We start from the raw sequence: 15,469 nt of genomic DNA, 5'->3' as shown, positions 1-15,469 counted from the left end.
ACAGGCCCTTTAGCGGACCTGTTGTGATTGGTGGGAGAGATGGTATCTACGGTGCCTCAGGGCTGGACGCGTAGGTTGGGTTGAGCGCAGCGAAGCCCAAAGGGGTTGGCCAGGGCGACGCTAGAACTCGCCGCTCTCCATCGCCCTTTTCATGTCCGCCCGTTCTTCCAGGCATTCCGGGCCGGCCATGTCGAAGATCCGGCAGACCCAGGGCCGCACCTCGTAGATGCTGCAGTTCATCTGCTCGCGATCCAGGGCCGCGCACCAGCCGTCGTCGAGACGCCTCATGCGGGTGCCGGTCCAGTCTTCCTCAATGTAGCGGGCAGGTACGCCGGCATCGTCGAACAGCAGGACTTCCTGGCGGCAGCACCAGGCCTGACAGCTCTCGCAGGTCACGGTAGGGGTGGAAAGGTCATGCAGGGGGATGTCGCTCATGTGCGCAGTGTACCGCCCCGGACCGCCCAGCGGTTTCCGGCCGATGGCTGGACCAGTTACCATGCGCGTCCCTGACGGTTGTAACCAGTTGTGACCATGCCCAAGCCCCCTTCTCGCGCAGGAGCCGCCATGACGGCCGCACCCCGCTATCGCTTCTATGTCGTGGTCGCCGTGCTGATCCTGCTGACCTGCGTGGTCGCCGGCCGCATCACCTACCTCAAGCTGATCGACGCCGCCTTCCTCGGCGACCAGGGCGACCGCCGCTCGGTGCGCCACATTCCCATTCCGGTCACCCGCGGCATGATCACCGACCGCAACGGTGCGCCCCTGGCGGTTTCCACCGAGGTGGTGACCATCTGGTGCAATCCGGCCGAGATGCAGGACAGCGCCGACCAGCTGGGGCGCCTGGCCCAGGCCATCCACAAGCCCGAAGCCGAGTTGCGCAACCTGATCCTCGGCCATCCGGAAAAGCACTTCCTCTACCTGGCCCGGGCGCTGTCGCCCATCGACGGCGAGAACATCATGGCCCTCGGCGTGCCCGGGGTCCGCCAGATCAAGGAATACAAGCGCTATTACCCCAGCTCCGACCTGGTGGCCCAGGTGATCGGCATGGTCAACATCGACGGCCATGGCCAGGAGGGGCTGGAACTGGGCTTCGAGGACTGGCTGGCCGGCAAGGGCGGTGTGCGCGAGGTGCTGATCAATCCGCGCGGCTCGGTGGTCAAGAACATCCGCGTGGTGCGCCAGCCGCAACCGAGCAAGGATGTCGCCCTGTCCATCGACCTGCGCCTGCAATTCATCGCCTATCGCGCCCTGCAGACCGCGGTGGAGAAGTTCGGCGCCCAGTCCGGGTCGGCGGTGCTGGTCAATCCCAAGACCGGCCAGATCCTGGCGATGACCAACTTCCCCTCCTACAACCCCAACAACCGCGCCACCCTGCAGATCCCCAACATGCGCAACCGCACCCTGACCGACGCCTTCGAGCCCGGTTCGGTGATCAAGCCGTTCAGCATGTCGGTGGCCCTGGCCTCGGGCAAGTTCAACGAGAACAGCACCGTGGACGTGGCGCCGGGCTGGATGACCATCGACGGCCATACCATCCACGACGTGGCCAAGCGCGGCGTGCTGACCATGACCGGGGTGCTGCTCAACTCGTCCAACATCGGCATGAGCAAGGTGGCCCTGCAGATCGGGCCGCTGCCCATCTACGAGCAGCTCAGCCGGGTCGGCTTCGGCAATCCCCTGGCGCTGGGCTTTCCGGGCGAGAACGCCGGCTACCTGCCCGGCCACACCAAGTGGTCGCAGATCGCCACGGCCAGTATGTCCTTCGGCTACAGCCTGGCGGTCAACGTCGCCGAACTGGCCCAGGCCTATTCGGTGATCGCCAACGATGGCCAGCTGACGCCCCTGACCCTGCTCAAGGACCAGAAGCAGCAGAGCGTCCAGGCCATGGACCCGACCATCGCCCGGCGCATCCGCATGATGCTCAACCACGTGGTGGAAGACGACGGCGGCGTGATCCGCGCCCGGGTACCCGGCTATCACGTGGCCGGCAAGTCGGGTACCGCGCGTAAGGCCGGCTCCGGCAGCTACACCGAGCACGCCTATCGTTCGATGTTCGTCGGCATGGCGCCGGCGGCCGATCCCAAGCTGGTGCTGGCGGTGATGCTGGATACCCCGACCAAGGAAGGCTACTTCGGCGGCCTGGTCTCGGCGCCGACCTTCAGCGAGATCATGTCCGGCGCCCTGCGCGCCCTGGCCGTGCCGCCGGACAACCTGCCCGACACCAATACCGCCCAGCAGGCGAAGGCCGAACCGCACCCCCACGGCTAGCCGGGGAACGGCCACAAAAAAGGGCGACCCCAGGGTCGCCCTTTTGCATGCCGCGCCCGCTGTCAGCGGTGCAGCACGTACTGACCGGTAAAGCGCACCCCATCCTCGCCGCTCTCGGTGACGATGCGTGACTGCAGGGTGATGCGCGCGCGACCGCGGCGGCGGAAGGTGGTCTCGAAGCGTTCCCAGGCGCGGGCTTCGGGCGGTTCGCCATAGGCCAGGGCGTCGGCGGTAATGGGCCGCGGATAGCTGATCTGGCCTTCCTGGATAAGGATGTGGCCTTCTTCGATGCCGGCTTCGCGCAGGCGCAGGTACAGCCAGCCCCAGCCGGCCAGCACGGCCACGCAATAGAGACTGCCGCCGAACATGGTGCTGGCGTGGTTGATGTTGGCATCCAGCGGAGCATGCAGCTGCAGGCGCTGCTCGCTCCAGTCGCGGACTTCCAGGCCCAGGGCCTTGGTGATGGGAATATCGTGGTGCAACAGGGATTCGAGGTGACGGCAGTCGCGGCTCATGCCGGGGTCCTTACAGACAGAATTTCACTATCAGGAGCAGACGCAAGCCATGACCCATGGGTCACGTCCTGGCGCCATTGTGCACCAAGGAAGGCCGCTCCGGGGAAATCGCCGCCGGCAGGCGGAAGCGGATACGGGCGCCGCCCAGACTCGACTCGTCGATAGTCAGGCTGCTGCGATAGCCTTCGAGGATGTCCTGCACTACCGCCAGGCCGATGCCCTGCCCCGGGTGCCGGCTGTCCATGCGCATGCCGCGGCGCAGCACGCTTTCGCGCCGTTCGGCAGGGATGCCCGGGCCGTCGTCCTCGATGTCGAGCACCCAGTGCTCGGTATGGCGGCGGGCGCTGACCCGCACCTGGGTCAGGCAGAGCCGATAGGCGTTTTCCAGGAGATTGCCGAACACCTCCAGCATGGCGGCTTCCTCGGCCTGCACCCGCAGATTCGGCGGCAGGTCCATCTCGGCCTGGACGCGTTTCTCGGCATAGACCTTGTCCAGGGTGCTGAACAGGGAGTCCAGCAGCGGCGCCAGTTCCAGCGGCCGGCTGAGTACCGCGCCGCCCTGGCGGGTGGCCCGCTGCAACTGGTACATCACCTGCTGGTTCATGCGCTCGATCTGGGTCTGCAGGGTGCCGACCTCCTGATCCAGCTGCGGCTGCCGGCGCAATTCCTCGGTCACCCCCTGCAACATCGCCAAGGGGGTCTTCAGGCTGTGGGCCAGATCGCCCAGGGTGTCGCGGTAGCGCTCGCGCTGCAGTCGTTCGTGGTCGAGCAGGCGGTTGAGCGAGCGGATCAGACGGCTGATCTCGCTGGGCACGTTCTTTTCGTCGAGCAGCTCGCGCTGGTCGGTTTCCACCGCGTCCAGCTGCTGGCTGAGGCGGCGCAGCGGTCTCAGGCTCCACTGCATGACCAAGGCCAGCAATACCAGCAGCGCACCCAGCACCCCGACCAGCCAGAGAATCACCTGATGCACGAAGGTCGCGCGCAGCCGTTCGTATTCCTCGGCCGGCTGCATGGTGACCACGCTGAAACCGGCCACCGGCGGATTGCCCAGCAGCACCTCGCGATCGAAGACGAAGAAGCCCTGGCCCTGGTCGTCGGTGGCCTTGACCAGCTTGACCCCGCCGCCGTCGAAGGTCGGCCGGTAGTTGGGCCGCTCCTTGATCGCCGAGCGCGAGCGCCAGAGCAGGCGACCGTTCTGGTCGTAGACATAGCCGAGGATCGGCGAACCGGGTCGGTCGAAGACCTCTTCGGCGATCATCTCCGGCATCGCCAGGCGCCCGTCGATGGCCCGCGCCGCGCCGATCAGGGTGTTGGCGTTGGCTTCCAGCCGCGCGGCGACGAAGTTTTCCACGGTACGGTCGAAGGCATTGCGGATCGCCGGCACGATCAGCGCCAGGCAGACGATCACCAGCAGCGCCGCGCTGAGCAGCAGCCGCACGCGAAAGGAACGGATCACTGGCAGCGCTCGGTGAACAGGTAGCCGCGGCCCCGGACCGTTTCGATGGGTTGCATCTGGCAGCTGGCCTCCAGCTTGCGCCGCAGGCGGCCGACCAGCACCTCGATGACGTTGCTGTCGTGCTCGCCGTCATCGTCGTAGAGCTGCTCCATGAGCCGCTCCTTGGTGATCACCTGCTGGTGGTTGCGCATCAGGTATTCCAGCAGCCGGTATTCGTAGGCGGTCAGCTGCAGCGGCTGTTCTTCGTTGAAGGCCTGCTGGCGGCCCAGGTCCAGCTTGAGCGACCCGGCGCGGATGCTCGGCTGGACGAAACCCGCCGAGCGGCGCAGCAGCACATTGAGGCGTGCCTCCAGTTCTTCGAACTGGAAGGGCTTGACCACGTAGTCGTCCGCCCCGGCACCGAGGCCCTCGACCTTGTCCTGCCAGCTGCCGCGGGCCGTGAGGATGAGGATTGGCAGGGTGGCACCCTGGTTGCGCAGCTGACGGATCAGATCGAGGCCGCTCATGCCGGGCAGGCCCAGGTCGATGATGGCGAGATCGTGGTGGAATTCGCGGGCGCTGTAGAGCGCTTCTTCCGCATCGGCCACGGCATTGACGACATGACCGGCTTCACCCAGACGCACCTTGAGGTGGTGGCGCAGCAGGTTTTCGTCTTCGACGACGAGGATCTTCATGCAGACTCCTGAACAGCTAACGAGACTCTCTGTGGCTGCGACCGCACGTAGCTCAGGCTGCGCGCAGCGACGCCCCGGTACCGATTATGGCGGCTTTGGCGGGCTGACGGCGAGCGCGGGTGAGGCATGGACGGGGTCACTCACTTTATTCCAGGCAAAAAAAACCTCTCCAGTTGGAGAGGTAAGGAGCACTTCATGGGGATCGGAAACTGCCGTTGGGGGACGGCTCCGTCGCGAGACGGCTACAGGGGACCAGAGCTGACTTGGTGACCCTGCAGTGGAGTTACAAGGATGAACATCGCCAGGTCGGGTCGAAGTGTCCGGACGATCTGCCGTAGCGGGAGCTGCGCTAGGGTGAACATGTCCGGGCGACCTCGGCGTTGCTGATCTGACAGTTGCAGATTAGGCCAATGGCCCTGAACGCTGCCTGAACTCGTCCTGAACGCAAGCTGAACGGCCGCGAAGTGGCCCGAGAGCGACGGATGGCAGCGGTTGCCGATCAGACGCCCGGCAGGGGTTCAGGGCAGCTTGCCCAGGCAGCCGCCCAGGGTGTCGGCCACGGTCTGCAGGAGCTGGGCATAGCCTTGAGCACCGACCGGGATGCCTGCGCCGAGGGGATCGAGTTCCACCAGGGTCACCGGCAGACCGCTGCTCAGGGTGGTGGCGATCTTTGGCTGCAGCGGCGGCTCGGTGAAGACGCAGGTCGGGCCGGCGGCCTTGAGTTCTTCGCGCATGGCGGCCACGTGACGGGCGCCGGGCTGGACGTCGGCGCCCAGGGCGAAGACGCCGCGATGGCTCAGACCATAGGCTTCCTCGAAATAGTCGAACGCCTCGTGGAAGACGAAATAGGGCTTGCCGGCCAGCGGCGCCAGCTGGGTGCGCAGGCTCTGGTCCTTGGCGGCCAGTGCGCTTTCGAAGGTCTTGAGGTTGGCCGCGTAGCGTTGCGCATTGGCCGGATCGGCCTGGCTCAGGTCGGCGGCCAGTCGGGTGGCGATCACCCGGGCATTGGCCGGGCTCAGCCAGAGATGGGCATCCAGGCTGCCCGGACGATGGTCGTGGTCGTGGGCGTATTCCGGTTCGCCGCCCTGCTCATCACCGTGCCCATGCTCGTGCTCGTGCTCGTGCTCGTGCTCGTGCTCGTGCTCGTGCTCGTGCTCATCGCCGTGATCGTCGTCATGGGCGTCCGCCTGCTCTGCGCCGAAGCGGCGCAGGTGCAGGCCGGGCAATTCCTGGATGGCCAGGCTGGGACCCTGGCGTTCCTTGAGCACCGCCGGCAGGAAGGTCTCCAGATCCGGGCCGATCCAGTAGACCAGGTTGGCCTCGCGCACCTGGCGCAGGTCCGAGGGCCGCAGGGCGTAATGGTGCGGCGAGGCGCCCGGTGGCAGCAGCACGGCCGGCTGGCCGGTGCCGTCCTGGATGGCCGCGGCGATCAGTTGCAGGGGTTTGATGCTGGTCAGCACCTTCACCTCGGCCTGGGCGGGCAGCAGGGTGCAGGCGAGCAGCAGGGAGGCGACGAGGGGTAGGAGGCGCGGCACGTGAAAATCCCGATTCTTAAGAGAGGTGCAATATAATAACGTCCTGGCTCCCAAGGTACTGTTTCATGTCCGACGCCCCCCTGGCCTTTCGGCCCCACGATCATTCGCGCTGCGTCGCCCACGCGCTGGCCGAGGCCGACACACTCTGCAGCCGCGCCGGCGTGCGCCTCACCGACCTGCGCAAGCGGGTGCTGGAGCTGGTCTGGCAAAGCCACAAGCCGCTTGGCGCCTACGACATCCTGGCCGTGCTCAGCGAGCAGGATGGCCGCCGCGCCGCGCCGCCCACCGTCTACCGGGCGCTGGATTTCCTGGTCGAGAACGGCCTGGTGCACCGCATCGCCTCGCTCAACGCCTTCGTCGGCTGCAACCATCCCGGCGAGGCTCACCAGGGCCAGTTCCTGATCTGCCGCAGCTGCCAGGTGAGCATCGAGCTGGAACAGCCGGCGGTGCACCAGGCCATCCTCGACGGCGCCAGCGCCGTGGGCTTCCAGGTGGAAGGCCAGACCGTGGAAGTGGTCGGTCAGTGCGCCGCCTGCCGGAAGCAGGCATGAGCGAGGCGCTGATCCGGCTGCAGGATGTCGGCGTGACCTTTGCCGGGCAGGCGGTGCTCGACCAGGTCAGCCTGACCCTGGACCCCGGCCGCATCGTCACCCTCATCGGCCCCAATGGCGCCGGCAAGACCACCCTGGTGCGCAGCGTGCTCGGCCTGCTCACGCCCGATCGCGGCAGTGTCTGGCGGCGCCCGCGGCTGCGCATCGGCTACATGCCGCAGAAGCTGCAGGTGGATGCCACCCTGCCGCTGTCGGTGCTGCGTTTCCTGCGCCTGGTGCCGGGCGTGAATCGCGCCAGTGCCCTGGCCGCCCTGGGTGAGGTAGGCGCCGAGGGCGTCATCGACAGTCCCCTGCAGAGCATTTCCGGCGGCGAGCTGCAGCGGGTGCTGCTGGCCCGCGCGCTGCTTCGCCAGCCCGAGTTGCTGGTGCTCGACGAGCCCGTGCAGGGCGTCGACATCAACGGCCAGAGCGAGCTGTACCGACTGATCGGCCAGTTGCGCGAGCGCCATGGCTGTGGCGTGCTGATGGTCTCCCACGACCTGCATCTGGTGATGGGCGCCACCGACCAGGTGATCTGCCTGAATCGCCACATCTGCTGCTCCGGCCATCCCGAGCAGGTCAGCGGTGATCCGGCCTATCAGGCGCTGTTCGGCCAGAGTGCGCGCAACCTCGCCGTCTATCACCATCACCACGATCACGCCCACGACCTGCATGGCAGCGTGGTCAAGACCCCGCATGTCCATGGAGCCCACTGCAAGCATGGCTGATTTCCTGCTGTATGCCCTGCTCGCCGGTCTCGCCCTCGCCCTCGTCGCCGGTCCCCTCGGCTCCTTCGTGGTCTGGCGGCGCATGGCCTATTTCGGCGACACCCTGTCCCACGCCGCCCTGCTCGGGGTCGCCGTGGGCTTTCTGCTGGATGTCAGTCCGACCCTGACCGTCACCGTCGGCTGCCTGGCGCTGGCCGTGGTGCTGGTGGTGCTGCAGCGCCGTCGCGGCCTAGCCGCCGACACCCTGCTGGGCATCCTCGCCCACAGCACCCTGTCGCTGGGCCTGGTGGCGCTGTCGTTCATGCACGAGGTGCGCATCGACCTGATGAGCTACCTGTTCGGTGATCTGCTGGCGGTGGGGCCCAACGATCTGCGCTGGATCCTTGGCGGCAGCGCCGTGGTGCTGGTGGCCCTGGCCTGCCTGTGGCGGCCGCTGCTGGCCATCACCGTGCACGAGGAGCTGGCCCAGGTCGAAGGCCTGCCGGTGACCTGGATCCGCCTGGCGCTGATGCTGCTGGTGGCCATCGTCATCGCCGTGGCCATGAAGATCGTCGGGGTGCTGCTGATCACCTCGCTGCTGATCATTCCCGCCGCCACCGCCCAGCGCCATGCCCGCAGCCCCGAGCAGATGGCCTGTGGCGCCAGCCTGCTGGGCATGGCCGCGGTCTGCCTGGGTCTGACCCTGTCCTGGTACCAGGACACCCCGGCTGGGCCCTCGGTGGTGGTGGCCACCGCCGGGATGTTTCTGCTGGGTTACCTCCTGCCCCGCCGCGCCTAGCCGTCCTAGGGCGCCTGCCAGACCGCCTGACTGACATCCACCGCCCGGGGAATCAGCCCCTGGGCCTTGAAGATGTCGGCGGTCTGCTGCTGGGTGGCGATGATCTCCGGCGTCAGCGCCGTCGCGCCATACCCGGTACGCGCCTGCCAGGTGGCGATCACCGTTTCCGGCAGCCCGATCTGGGCAGCCAGGATGCGCGTCACCTCGGGCTTGTGGGCATTGGCCCAGGCACCGGCCTTGGCCAGCTCCGCCAGCAGTAGCCGGATCGCCGCGGGGTGGGCGTCGGCGAAACGGCGCGAGCCTTCATAGAAGCTGTTGGCGTGCAGCAGCCCCTGGTAGTCGGCGAGCACGCGCACCGGCTGGCTCTGCTGGATGGCCGCGAGATAGGGGTCCCAGACCACCCAGGCGTCCACCGAGCCGTTGACGAAGGCGGCGCGGGCATCGGCTGGCGGCAGATAGACCGGCTGGATGTCCTTGAAGCTCAGCCCGGCCTTTTCCAAGGCGGCGACCAGCAGGAAGTTGGCGCTCGAGCCCTTCTGCACCGCCACCTTCCTGCCCTTGAGCCCGACCACGTCATGGATCGGCGAGGCGGTCGGCACCAGGATGGCCTCCACCGCTTCGCTGGCCGGTTCCGCGCCCAGGTAGACCAGATCGATCCCGGCCGCCTGGGCGAAGATCGGCGGCGGTGAACCGGTGTAGCCGACGTCGATGCTGCCGGCGTTGAGCGCCTCCAGCAACTGCGGACCGGCCTGGAATTCGCGCCAGCTCACCTGATAGCCTTGGGCGCCCAGGGCCTGTTCCAGGGTGCCCTGGGCCTTGAGCACGGCCAGCAGACCGCCGCCCTTCTGATAGCCGATGCGCAGGGCCTGGTCGGCGGCTTGCGCCGGCGCGAGGACGGCGAGCGCCAGCACCAGCGTGCTGCAGCCTCCCAGGAGTCGACGAAGCGAGCAACGAAACATGGCAGCCTTCCTTATATTCCATTTGGAAAGGTCAGCCTGGCTTATCTAGACCGGAATGTTTAATACATTTCTCTGCTAAGGCTATGCTCGGGCCAGGCGGAGAGAGCAGGCCAAGGTCCGATTGACGCTGACACCAGGATCGCGCCACCCTGCGCCAGCGGCGGCCACCGGGGCCGTCGACCCCAACGGAGCCTGCCATGCCTTTTCTGATCGAGACCTTCGACAAGCCGGACAGCCTGGCCCTGCGCCAGCAGCATCGCCCGGCCCACCTGGATTTCCTGCGCGAGAACGCCGCTGCCCTGCTGGCCTGTGGCGCCAAGCTCAGTGACGATGGCGAGACCGCCACCGGCAGCGTCTATATCGTCGATGTGGAAACCCGCGCCGAGGCGGAAGCCTTCATCGCCCAGGATCCCTTCACCAGCGCCGGTCTGCCGGGCGAGATGCGCATCACCCGCTGGCGCAAGGCGATTCTGGACGGCAAGGCGTTCGTCTGAGCCTGCCTGCGGCGGCCTGACCGGCCGCCTCCGCCTTACCGCACCTTGGCTTAAGATCGCTTTAAGACTGGCACAATGCCACCTTAATCAACGCTGTTCGCTGCCGTTGCAAGTTCACACTTCCAGAAATCCATTCACAGAAAAGTGATGCAGCGCAAGAAAAGCCGGACTTTTCCCGCCCTTACCGCAAGGAAGCTAACGAACTAGCCTAAGCTCACCAAGCTCAGATGATCTGATGCGCCGACATCCTTTCCCACTCCCGTGGAAACGCTGTCTCGCTTAGCTAGTACAGAGGACTCAGCATGACCAAGACCACGCCTGAAAAGGATCTGCGCATCGAGACGATTCGCGGACTGGCGCTGTTTCTGATGGTAGCGGGCCATGTCATCGGCAGTTCGTCGACCCTGGGCATGAAGGTGCCCGACGAATCGGTGCTGCGCTATCTCTACGATTCCCTCGTCTATGTCCGGATGCCGCTGTTCACCGCCATCTCCGGCTATGTCTATGCGCTGCGCCCAGTGAATACCGGCAGCGACCTGTCACGCTTCTACCAGGGCAAGTTCAAACGCATCGGAATTCCCCTGCTGGTGGTGTCGACGCTGTTCTTCGCCTTGCAGATGGCCGTGCCCAACACCAACTACAAGCCGCAGCTGACCGACATATTCAGCATCTACTTCTTCAGCTACGCGCACTTCTGGTTCCTGCAATCGATCTTCTGCATCTTCGTGGTGATCGCCCTGCTGGAAAAGGCCGGCCTGCTGCTGACCCTGCGCAATTTCGGCCTGGTGTTCGCCGTGGCCCTGGCGGCCTCCTTCGCCTGGGAAAGCTTCCCGGACCTGTTCAGCCTCTACAAGGCGGTGCAGCTGTTCCCCTTCTTCCTGCTGGGCCTGGGTCTCTACCGCTTCGGCGCGCAGCTCATCACCCAACGCAATGTCGCGACCATGGCCGTGGCCCTGGTGATCCTGGTGGCCATGGACCAGGCCTATCTGTTCGAACTAGTCGATCTCGACGAGACCGACATGGCCATCATCGGTACCGCCCTCGGTCTGGCCGCCATCAGCCTGCTGATTGCCCGCCGCTTCTATTTCAAGCCGCTGGCCTGGCTGGGCTACTTCTCCTTCGAGATCTACCTGTTCCACGTCTTCGGCACCGCCGGTGCGCGCATCGTGCTGAACAAGCTGCAGGTGCACGACGTCTGGGTGGTCTTCAGCGTCAGCATGGTCATGGGCCTGTTCCTGCCGGTGGCGCTCAAGCTGGTGCTGGAACGCATCAGTCCACTGCACTTCCTCAGTGTGGCCTTCTTCGGCGCCAAGACGCGGGTCAATCGCGCCACGCCGCCGCTGCAGAAGAAAGCCGCCGCCTAGCGCCGCAGGCAATAAAAAACCCACGCCTTGGCGTGGGTTTTTCTATGGCCCGATCCATCACTCGACGCTGATAACGACACGTCCCCGGGTGGGGCACTGCTCCATGCAGCGGTGGGCCTCGACGAACTGCTCGAAGGGAAAGACCTGCTTGATCTGCGCCTTAAGCAGGCGATCGCGGGTCAGCTGGTCGATGTGCTGCAGGGCCTCGCGCACCGCAGCGCAATCGGCTTCCAGGCCCATCTCTGGCTGGCCGGTGAAGTCCTGCACACAGTGGATGTAGAGCTTGAATTTCTTCTTGAAGGCCGCGCAGGCCGGCAGCGGGGTCTGGTTGCCCCCGTTGAGGCCGTAGAGCAGCAGCCGGCCGCGGGGCGCCATGGCCTCGCCGAGCAGCGCCAGTTGCGGACCGCCCAGGGCATCCAGGGCGACGTGCACGCCGACGCCGTCGGTGATGCTGGCGATGCGGCTGACCAGGTCCTCTTCCTCGGCGGCGATGACCCTTTCCGCACCCAGCTCCCGCAGGTAGTCACGGTCGCCGGCATCGTGGGTACTGGCGATGACCCGGGCACCCAGGGCCTTGGCCAACTGGATGGAGGCCGGGCCGCAGCAGCGACTGGCATCGGTGATCAGCACCCACTCGCCCGGTTGCAGCCGGGCCTGGTGCATCAGCGCGGTATAGACGGTGAGCAGCGGGTTGTAGTGCACCGCGGCTTCCACCGGGCTGAGCACGTCCGGGTAGCGCACCAGGGAGGTGGCCGGATAGACCAGGTCGTCGCCATAGGCCGGGTAGCGATTGATGTCGTGCCCCAGGAAGCTGGCCACGCGATCGCCCACCGCCAGGTCGGCCACGCCCTCGCCCAGGGCGGTGACCACCCCGGCCAGCTCGCAGCCGAGACCGGCCGGCGGCACGGCCTGCTCGGGGGCCAGATTCTGCCGCCAGAGCACGTCGTACCAGCTCACGCCGATGGCCTGGACCCGCACCAGCACCTCGCCGGGACCCGCCACGGGCATGGGTCGGTCGATGCAGGCGAGCACCTCCGGCGGGCCGAATTCGGTGAACTGGATCAGGCGGGACATGGCATTACCTCGCGTTGATGCCAACCCCGGGACGTTTGCCGAGGCGGACTGCTATGACTAGGACTCTAACCAGCCTTCCCTTAGGATTCTATGCATCCCCATCGATAATGGACATCGGGGGTATCGATCCACTCCCTGCCGGGGCCTGAATGAACCGTACCGATCTGCGTCGCGTCGACCTCAACCTGCTCATCGTGTTCGAGACCCTGATGCTCGAGCGCAGCGTCACCCGTGCCGCGGAAAAGCTGTTTCTCGGCCAGCCGGCGATCAGCGCGGCCCTGGCGCGGCTGCGCACCCTGTTCGACGATCCGCTGTTCGTCCGCACCGGACGCAGCATGGAACCCACCCCGCGGGCCCAGGAGATCGCCGCGCTGCTGTCGCCGGCGCTGGACCAGATCTCCAGCGCGGTGAGCCGCACCCAGAGTTTCGAGCCGGCCAGCGCCGACCGGGTGTTTCGCGTCGGCCTGTCCGACGACGTCGAATTCGCCCTGCTGCCGCCGCTGCTCAGGCGCATTCGCATCGAGGCACCCGGCACCACCCTGGTGGTGCGGCGGATGAACTACCTGACCGCCGCCGGCATGCTGGCCTCCGGCGAGATCACCGTGGCGGTGGGCTATACCGAGGAATTGCCGGCCAATGCCAAGCGCCGGCCGGTGCGCCGCTTCGGCTTCAAGGTGCTGCGCGCCGACAGCAAGCCCGGGCGCCTGACCCTGGACGAATACTGCGCCCGCCCCCATGCCCTGGTGTCCTATGCCGGCGATCTCACCGGCTATATCGACGAGTTGCTCGACAAGCTCGGTCGCCAGCGCCGGGTGGTGCTGGCGGTGCCCCAGTTCAATGGCCTGGGGTCGCTGCTGGCGGAAACCGATCTGCTGGTGATGGTGCCGGACTACACCGCGCGCCTGCTGGCCAGCACCGGCGGCCTGAGGTACGAGGACCCGCCGGAAGAGCTGCGCGACGGCAGCCATGAATTGCCCATGGCCTGGAGCGGCGCCCAGGATCACGACCCCGGCGAACGCTGGCTGAGGTCGCGGATCCAGATGTTCATTGGCGATCCGGACAGTCTCTAGCGCCCGCCAGTGTCGTGCCTCTGGCCGCCGCGATGCGTCCGACGATCAGGGATAACGACTCCCTCGGCACCGTCCGCACCTTTTACGCCGGGAACGCCGCCAGGCCCGGCGGCACCGCCCTGTCCCCCGCTACCACCCTTGCCCGGTAGCGCGCCGCTACCGCCTGCGCCACCTGCACCGCCGGCTCCTCCGTTGCCGGCCAGGAACAGGTATTCAGAATGAGCAGGCGCGGGCGTCGGCAAGACCGGCTGGGCGGCCGTTGCCGCGCTGGCCAGTAGCGCAGTGATCAATACCAGGGCGTGGCTAGATAGCAACATCGTCATCCTCCTGCAGCGAGATCTCGGCCGGAGCCTGGAGACCATCGCGACGCGCTTGGGCAAGGACAGGGTCTGCAGCCCTGCCACTCTAGCCCAGGGCGAACGCCGAGCTGAAGCGCTCTAGGCTGCAGCTCTACACTGGACGCCATCACCGGCAGCGATACCTACGGCAAAACCATCACCATCATCGATAAATAAGTTCGAGCCCTTCGATTCGTCGTCGCCCTTCCCCGGCGGCAGACTCGCCTCCCTGACCTCTTTCCACCTCGGGCGGACTCGAACATGGATCTCTTCGCGAAAACCCTCGGCCCCCTGGCCCTGACCTCCACGCTGTTCCTTGCCGCCTGCGGCGATTCCCATCCCCAGGCCAGCGCCGCGCCGCCCGCGCCCAAGGTGAGCGCCGCCGAGGTGCTGCGCCAGCCGGTGGTGGAATGGGACGAGGTGACCGGCCGCCTGGAAGCGCCCGAGTCCGTGGTGGTCCGTCCGCGCGTCTCCGGCTATGTCGACCGCGTGCTCTTCCACGAGGGTGCCCGGGTCAAGCGTGGCGACCTGCTGCTGCAGATCGATCCGCGCCCCTTCCAGGCCGAGGTCAAGCGCCTCGAAGCCGAGCTGCAACAGGCCCGCGCCAGCGCCAGTCGCACCGCCGACGAAGCCGCCCGCGGCGAACGCCTGCGCAGCAGCAACGCCATCTCCGCGGAAATCGTCGAGGCCCGCCGCAGCGCCGCCCAGGAAGCCAAGGCCAGCGTCGCCGCTGCCCAGGCACAACTGGATGCCGCGCGCCTGAATCTGGGCTTCACCGAGGTCCGCGCCGCCATCGACGGGCGCGTCGGTCGCGCCGAGGTGACCGCTGGCAACCTGGTCAACGCCGGCGACACCCGCCTCACCACCCTGGTCTCCACCGACAAGGTCTATGCCTATTTCGACGCCGACGAGCGCGTCTTCCTCAAGCAGCAGGCCCTGGCCCGCCAGGGTCAGCGCGGCGCGGCCAGCCCGGTCTACATGGCGCTGTCCAACGAGGACGATTTCTCCCATGAAGGCCACATGGACTTCATGGACAACCAGCTCGATCCGCGCACCGGCACCATCCATGGTCGCGCCGTATTCGACAACGCCGACGGTCGCTTCACCCCGGGGCTCTACGCCCGGCTGCGGCTGGTGGGCAGCGGCACCTACGACGGCACCCTGATCCAGGACGCCGCCGTGGGCACCGACCTGGGCAAGAAATTCGTGCTGGTGGTGGATGGCCAGAGCAAGACGGCCTATCGCACCGTCGACCTGGGTCCGCGCCTGGAAGGTCTGCGCATCGTGCGCAAGGGGCTGGAAGCCGGCGATCGCATCGTGGTCAACGGCCTGCAGCGGGTGCGCCCGGGCATGACCGTCGACGCCCAGTCGGTGCCCATGGCCGATGCCACCACCCTGGCTACCCTCAAGCGCCAGCGCGACGCCGTCCTCGCCAGCCTGCCGGCGCCTACCCAGCCGCTCAAGGTGGGTAGGCGCTAGACCCCAGGCTCCACCCCGTCCCGTTTCAGACTTTCTCCCGTCCAGGCATCGCGGTATCGCGGTCATGGACCGCTCCTCCGGTGGCGTCCGTGCCTGTAGGAGCGGCCCATGGCCGCGATGGCTGCGCCTCTGCACGCCCTTCGCTCA

At 66.8% G+C, this 15,469-nt stretch carries 15 protein-coding genes; 8 read left to right on the top strand and 7 right to left on the bottom strand.

All coding sequences use genetic code 11. The features are described from left to right. Positions 1-120: 120 nt before the first annotated feature. Complete coding sequence (locus GSQ95_RS05855; protein WP_158890356.1) at positions 121-435, bottom strand: YkgJ family cysteine cluster protein; 315 nt, start codon at positions 433-435, stop codon at positions 121-123. Between the two features lie 129 nt (positions 436-564). Between GSQ95_RS05855 and GSQ95_RS05850 the strand changes: the two genes are divergently transcribed. Continuing rightward, a complete protein-coding gene (locus GSQ95_RS05850; RefSeq protein ID WP_158890354.1) occupies positions 565-2,268 on the top strand; it encodes a penicillin-binding protein 2 in 1,704 nt (567 codons plus the stop codon). A 62-nt stretch (positions 2,269-2,330) separates the two neighbouring features. Here the strand turns inward: GSQ95_RS05850 and GSQ95_RS05845 are convergent, their stop codons facing one another. The 4 genes from GSQ95_RS05845 to znuA all read right to left on the bottom strand — a co-directional run bounded on the left by GSQ95_RS05845 (position 2,331) and on the right by znuA (position 6,448). After that, a complete protein-coding gene (locus tag GSQ95_RS05845; protein ID WP_017642321.1) occupies positions 2,331-2,783 on the bottom strand; it encodes a thioesterase domain-containing protein in 453 nt (150 codons plus the stop codon). A gap of 61 nt (positions 2,784-2,844) precedes the next feature. Further along, positions 2,845-4,239 carry an ATP-binding protein gene (locus GSQ95_RS05840; RefSeq protein WP_158890352.1) on the bottom strand — a complete coding sequence of 465 codons (1,395 nt, stop codon included), beginning with the start codon at positions 4,237-4,239 and terminating at the stop codon, positions 2,845-2,847. Beyond that, positions 4,236-4,913 carry a response regulator transcription factor gene (locus tag GSQ95_RS05835; protein ID WP_007159882.1) on the bottom strand — a complete coding sequence of 226 codons (678 nt, stop codon included), beginning with the start codon at positions 4,911-4,913 and terminating at the stop codon, positions 4,236-4,238. Before GSQ95_RS05835 ends, GSQ95_RS05840 begins: the two co-directional genes overlap by 4 nt. A gap of 518 nt (positions 4,914-5,431) precedes the next feature. Then, positions 5,432-6,448: a zinc ABC transporter substrate-binding protein ZnuA gene (gene znuA / locus GSQ95_RS05830; RefSeq protein ID WP_158890350.1), complete on the bottom strand. Its 1,017-nt coding sequence runs from the start codon at positions 6,446-6,448 to the stop codon at positions 5,432-5,434. A 65-nt stretch (positions 6,449-6,513) separates the two neighbouring features. Between znuA and GSQ95_RS05825 the strand changes: the two genes are divergently transcribed. From GSQ95_RS05825 to znuB, 3 genes are read left to right on the top strand one after another with little or no spacing between them, the layout of a single operon-like run. Next, on the top strand, positions 6,514-6,999 hold the full coding sequence (locus tag GSQ95_RS05825) for a Fur family transcriptional regulator (protein WP_133860004.1): 486 nt from the start codon (positions 6,514-6,516) through the stop codon (positions 6,997-6,999). Next, on the top strand, positions 6,996-7,766 hold the full coding sequence (znuC, locus tag GSQ95_RS05820; protein ID WP_133860005.1) for a zinc ABC transporter ATP-binding protein ZnuC: 771 nt from the start codon (positions 6,996-6,998) through the stop codon (positions 7,764-7,766). The genes GSQ95_RS05825 and znuC overlap by 4 nt, the downstream gene beginning before the upstream one ends. Beyond that, a complete protein-coding gene (znuB, locus tag GSQ95_RS05815) occupies positions 7,759-8,544 on the top strand; it encodes a zinc ABC transporter permease subunit ZnuB (protein ID WP_158890348.1) in 786 nt (261 codons plus the stop codon). Before znuC ends, znuB begins: the two co-directional genes overlap by 8 nt. Positions 8,545-8,549: 5 nt before the next feature. On the opposite strand, the gene GSQ95_RS05810 is transcribed toward znuB, so the two are convergent. Further along, on the bottom strand, positions 8,550-9,503 hold the full coding sequence (locus tag GSQ95_RS05810) for an aliphatic sulfonate ABC transporter substrate-binding protein (protein WP_158890346.1): 954 nt from the start codon (positions 9,501-9,503) through the stop codon (positions 8,550-8,552). Between the two features lie 197 nt (positions 9,504-9,700). On the opposite strand from GSQ95_RS05810, the gene GSQ95_RS05805 reads away from it, so the two are divergent. Further along, positions 9,701-9,997 (top strand): YciI family protein, encoded by a 297-nt coding sequence (locus GSQ95_RS05805; protein ID WP_158890344.1) that lies wholly within the window; start codon positions 9,701-9,703, stop codon positions 9,995-9,997. A 302-nt stretch (positions 9,998-10,299) separates the two neighbouring features. After that, positions 10,300-11,361, top strand: coding sequence for an acyltransferase family protein (locus tag GSQ95_RS05800; RefSeq protein WP_158890342.1), 1,062 nt, complete (start codon positions 10,300-10,302; stop codon positions 11,359-11,361). Between the two features lie 57 nt (positions 11,362-11,418). Here GSQ95_RS05800 and GSQ95_RS05795 read toward each other — a convergent pair whose 3' ends face one another. Beyond that, positions 11,419-12,435 carry a zinc-dependent alcohol dehydrogenase family protein gene (locus tag GSQ95_RS05795; protein WP_158890340.1) on the bottom strand — a complete coding sequence of 339 codons (1,017 nt, stop codon included), beginning with the start codon at positions 12,433-12,435 and terminating at the stop codon, positions 11,419-11,421. A 149-nt stretch (positions 12,436-12,584) separates the two neighbouring features. On the opposite strand from GSQ95_RS05795, the gene GSQ95_RS05790 reads away from it, so the two are divergent. Both GSQ95_RS05790 and GSQ95_RS05785 read left to right on the top strand, forming a co-directional pair. Further along, on the top strand, positions 12,585-13,505 hold the full coding sequence (locus tag GSQ95_RS05790; protein ID WP_027597405.1) for a LysR family transcriptional regulator: 921 nt from the start codon (positions 12,585-12,587) through the stop codon (positions 13,503-13,505). A 599-nt stretch (positions 13,506-14,104) separates the two neighbouring features. Then, positions 14,105-15,322: an efflux RND transporter periplasmic adaptor subunit gene (locus tag GSQ95_RS05785; protein ID WP_158973763.1), complete on the top strand. Its 1,218-nt coding sequence runs from the start codon at positions 14,105-14,107 to the stop codon at positions 15,320-15,322. Positions 15,323-15,469 lie beyond the last annotated feature (147 nt).

This window comes from Pseudomonas sp. BAV 4579, assembly GCF_009765395.1.
Classification (GTDB): domain Bacteria; phylum Pseudomonadota; class Gammaproteobacteria; order Pseudomonadales; family Pseudomonadaceae; genus Chryseomonas; species Chryseomonas aestiva.
This window is presented reverse-complemented; position numbering and strand designations above follow the sequence as displayed.

What these genes read in the sequence shown, in the direction of transcription:
- GSQ95_RS05835 (WP_007159882.1), bottom strand. Translation starts at nt 4,913, where the DNA reads ATGAAGATCCTCGTCGTCGAAGACGAAAACCTGCTGCGCCACCACCTC.
- GSQ95_RS05785 (WP_158973763.1), top strand. Translation starts at nt 14,105, where the DNA reads ATGGATCTCTTCGCGAAAACCCTCGGCCCCCTGGCCCTGACCTCCACG.
- GSQ95_RS05825 (WP_133860004.1), top strand. Translation starts at nt 6,514, where the DNA reads ATGTCCGACGCCCCCCTGGCCTTTCGGCCCCACGATCATTCGCGCTGC.
- znuB (WP_158890348.1), top strand. Translation starts at nt 7,759, where the DNA reads ATGGCTGATTTCCTGCTGTATGCCCTGCTCGCCGGTCTCGCCCTCGCC.
- GSQ95_RS05800 (WP_158890342.1), top strand. Translation starts at nt 10,300, where the DNA reads ATGACCAAGACCACGCCTGAAAAGGATCTGCGCATCGAGACGATTCGC.
- GSQ95_RS05790 (WP_027597405.1), top strand. Translation starts at nt 12,585, where the DNA reads ATGAACCGTACCGATCTGCGTCGCGTCGACCTCAACCTGCTCATCGTG.
- GSQ95_RS05845 (WP_017642321.1), bottom strand. Translation starts at nt 2,783, where the DNA reads ATGAGCCGCGACTGCCGTCACCTCGAATCCCTGTTGCACCACGATATT.
- GSQ95_RS05855 (WP_158890356.1), bottom strand. Translation starts at nt 435, where the DNA reads ATGAGCGACATCCCCCTGCATGACCTTTCCACCCCTACCGTGACCTGC.
- GSQ95_RS05810 (WP_158890346.1), bottom strand. Translation starts at nt 9,503, where the DNA reads ATGTTTCGTTGCTCGCTTCGTCGACTCCTGGGAGGCTGCAGCACGCTG.
- GSQ95_RS05795 (WP_158890340.1), bottom strand. Translation starts at nt 12,435, where the DNA reads ATGTCCCGCCTGATCCAGTTCACCGAATTCGGCCCGCCGGAGGTGCTC.
- GSQ95_RS05850 (WP_158890354.1), top strand. Translation starts at nt 565, where the DNA reads ATGACGGCCGCACCCCGCTATCGCTTCTATGTCGTGGTCGCCGTGCTG.
- GSQ95_RS05805 (WP_158890344.1), top strand. Translation starts at nt 9,701, where the DNA reads ATGCCTTTTCTGATCGAGACCTTCGACAAGCCGGACAGCCTGGCCCTG.
- znuC (WP_133860005.1), top strand. Translation starts at nt 6,996, where the DNA reads ATGAGCGAGGCGCTGATCCGGCTGCAGGATGTCGGCGTGACCTTTGCC.